Here is a 3,026-nt window from a genome sequence, read left to right on the forward strand (position 1 = left end):
GGGCCTGGCGGTCGGCGGCCGCGGCGACCCGGGCGGCCACCTGCGACGTGGTCTCGGACGCGGGCGCCCCCGTGAGCTGCCGCGCTTCGACGGGCCGCACGGTGACCTGCAGGTCGACGCGGTCCAGCAGCGGCCCGGAGAGCCGCTGGGCGTAGCGGCGGCGTTCGGGCACGCTGCACCGGCACTCGACGCCCGTGCCACCGCCCTTGCCGCACGGGCAGGGGTTGGCGGCCAGCACGAGCTGGAACCGGGCCGGGTAGACGACGGCGCCGAGGGCCCGGTGCAGCAGCACCTCCCCGGACTCGAGGGGCTGGCGCAGCGCCTCGAGGGTGCGCCGTTCGAACTCGGGGGCCTCGTCCAGGAACAGCACGCCGCCGTGGGCGAGGGAGGCCGCTCCCGGCCGGGCGAGGCCGCTGCCGCCGCCCACGAGGGCCGAGCGGGACGCCGAGTGGTGGGGTGCCTCGAACGGCGGGGTCCGGTCGATGTCACCGTCGAACCCCTGGGCCGTCCCGCCCCTGCGCCGGACACGGGCGTCGCCGCCGCGGAGGGAGCGCAGGGCGGCGCACTCGAGCGCGGTGCGCCGGTCCAGGGGAGGCAGGATTCCGGGCAGGCGCTCGGCGAGCATGGTCTTGCCCGCCCCCGGGGCGCCCATGAGCAGCAGGTGGTGGGCGCCGGCGGCTGCGACCTCGAGCGCGAACCGGGCCTCGGCCTGTCCGGCGACCTCGGCGAGGTCGGGCACCGCACGGGCCGGCTCCGGTTCCGGGGCTGTCACCTGCCGTCGGGCCGGGCGGTGGGGCGGCTCTCCGTCCGGTTCCCCGCCGAAGGCGCGGATGACGTCGTGCAGATGGGCGAAGCCGCGGACCTCGGCGCCGGGGACCAGTCGGGCCTCGGCCTCCGCATCCTCGGCGACGACCACCTCGGAGCACCCCGCGTCGACGGCGGCCATCACCATCGCCACGGTCTCCGGCGAGCGGTGCAGGGCGCCGTCGAGGCCGAGCTCGGCCAGGAACACGGGCCCCTCGACGTTCCGCACCCGCCCGTCCGCGGCGTAGGCCGCCAGGACGATCGCCAGGTCGTGGCACGCACCCCGCTTGTGCACCCCCGCCGGCAGCAGGTTCACGGTCAGGTGCCGCCGGGTCAGGGGCAGTCCGGCGTTGCGCGCGGCGGAGCGGATGCGGTCCCGGCTCTCCTGCAGCGCCTGGTCCGGCAGGCCGAGGAGGGTGAACCCGGGCAGGGACTGGGCGATGTCCGCCTCGACGTGCACGACCTCCCCGCGCAGACCCGCCAGCGTGATGGAGCGGGTGCGTCCGATGCCGCTCACGGCCGCACGTCCTGCAGCAGATCGAAGCGGATCCCGCCCGTGCGCGGCACCAGCACGGCGACGGCGTCGACGCGCCAGGGCGTCCCCCGGCGGTCCGCGGCGTGGGCCCGCACCCACGCCGCGGTGAGGCGGTGCAGCCGGGTGAGCTTGCGCCGGTCGATCGACTCGAACGGGTCGCCGAAGGCCAGGCCCGAGCGGGTCTTCACCTCGACGCCCACCCACCAGCCCGCGTGGTGGGCCACGATGTCCAGCTCTCCGGCCTCGCCCCGCCAGTTGCGGTCGGCGATCACGTAGCCGCGCTCGGCGAGCCAGCGCGCGGCGGCGTCCTCGCCGAACCGGCCCAGTGCCGTGTGCGCGCGGCTGGCGCGCCTGTCTCCGGGCGGCTGCGCCCCGATCCGTTCCGCGGTCCCCGTCATCCCGACCACCTCCTGGGCACCAGGGTGGTCCCGGGCGGGGTCGCCGGGTGGGTGGCGGCGGAGATTGTGCGGGGCCGGACGCCTGTGCAGGAGTGGACGTCGGCGTCCCGCCCTCGGGGCCGATCAGGGGTGGGTCAGCTCGGCAGCTGGCCGTCCGGCGGGACCGTCAGGTCCTCGGTGGGCAGCTCCTCGATGTTCACGTCCTTGAAGGTCAGCACCTTCACGCGCTTGATGAACCGCTGCGTGCGGTACACGTCCCACACCCAGGCGTCCTCGAGCAGGATCTCGAAGAACACGTCCCCGTCCGCCTGGCGGGGCGTCAGCCGCACGTCGTTGGCGAGGTAGAAGCGCCGCTCGGTCTCCACGACGTAGCGGAACAGGCCCACCACGTCCCGGTACTCGCGGTAGAGCAGCAGCTCGGCCTCGGCCTCGAAGTCCTCGACGTCGTCTGCGCTCATGACATGCCTCCTCAGTGCTCGCCGCGCACCCGCGACAGTCCGGGCACGCACGGTCTCCATCCTCCCCCGTCCGGGGGTCGCACGTCGAACGGGCGGCCGCGCCCGACCCCAGGGGCTCAGTCGAACAGGGTGGGCGGCGCCTGCGCGGGCGCGCCCGGCAGCCCGAGGTTCCAGCTGCGCCGGTGTTGCCGGCTCGCCCCGCGCTCGGCCAGGGCGGCCCGGTGCGCGGCCGAGCCGTACCCCTTGTTCCCGGCCCACCCGTACCCCGGGTGCGCCGCGTCGAGGGCGATCATGACGTCGTCGCGGGCCACCTTCGCGGCGATCGACGCGGCCGCCACCGTCGCGCACCGGTCCTCGGCCCGCACCAGCATCGTGGGCACGGGCGGCACCGGGCGCGGCGCGGGCACGGGGCCGGCGTCGGGATCGGAGCGGCTCAGCCAGTCGTCCCGGCCGTCGAGCACGAGGGCGACCGGCTCCTGCCCCACCGCGTCGCACAGCGCCGCCCACGCCCGGCGCCCGGCGAGACCGAGGGCCGCCGAGATCCCGAGCGCGTCGATCTCCGCGGGGCCGGCCTCCCCGAGCGCCACCCCGGCCGCCCAGTCCTCGATCTGCGGGACCAGGGCGCGCCGGCGTCGGTCCGTGAGCGCCTTGGAGTCGCGCACCGGAGGGATCTGCCCCGCGGCGGGCAGCCACGCGGCGCACACCCCGACGACGACGGGCCCGGCCAGCGCGCCCCGGCCCCCCTCGTCCATGCCCGCCACCAGCACCCGGTCCACTCCCCGCGCGGCGAGGACCGGCGCGGCCAGCCCCGAGCGTGGACGGTGGCCTCTT

The 3,026-nt window shown here is 76.8% G+C and carries 4 protein-coding genes; all 4 read right to left on the reverse strand.

All coding sequences use genetic code 11. The features are described 5' to 3' along the window. A partial coding sequence (locus tag HMPREF3105_RS09240; RefSeq protein WP_070709337.1) for a YifB family Mg chelatase-like AAA ATPase occupies window positions 1–1,321 on the reverse strand: 1,321 nt, incomplete at its 3' end. After that, window positions 1,318–1,737 (reverse strand): YraN family protein, encoded by a 420-nt coding sequence (locus HMPREF3105_RS09245; RefSeq protein ID WP_002853815.1) that lies wholly within the window; start codon window positions 1,735–1,737, stop codon window positions 1,318–1,320. The genes HMPREF3105_RS09240 and HMPREF3105_RS09245, both read right to left, overlap by 4 nt. A gap of 134 nt (window positions 1,738–1,871) precedes the next feature. Next, window positions 1,872–2,195 carry a DUF2469 domain-containing protein gene (locus HMPREF3105_RS09250; RefSeq protein ID WP_002853817.1) on the reverse strand — a complete coding sequence of 108 codons (324 nt, stop codon included), beginning with the start codon at window positions 2,193–2,195 and terminating at the stop codon, window positions 1,872–1,874. Window positions 2,196–2,311: 116 nt separating this feature from the next. Then, a complete protein-coding gene (locus HMPREF3105_RS09255; RefSeq protein WP_141762483.1) occupies window positions 2,312–3,001 on the reverse strand; it encodes a ribonuclease HII in 690 nt (229 codons plus the stop codon). Window positions 3,002–3,026 lie beyond the last annotated feature (25 nt).

Origin of the sequence: Micrococcus sp. HMSC31B01, from assembly GCF_001816085.1 — a bacterium.
Taxonomy (GTDB): Bacteria; Actinomycetota; Actinomycetes; order Actinomycetales; family Micrococcaceae; genus Micrococcus; species Micrococcus luteus.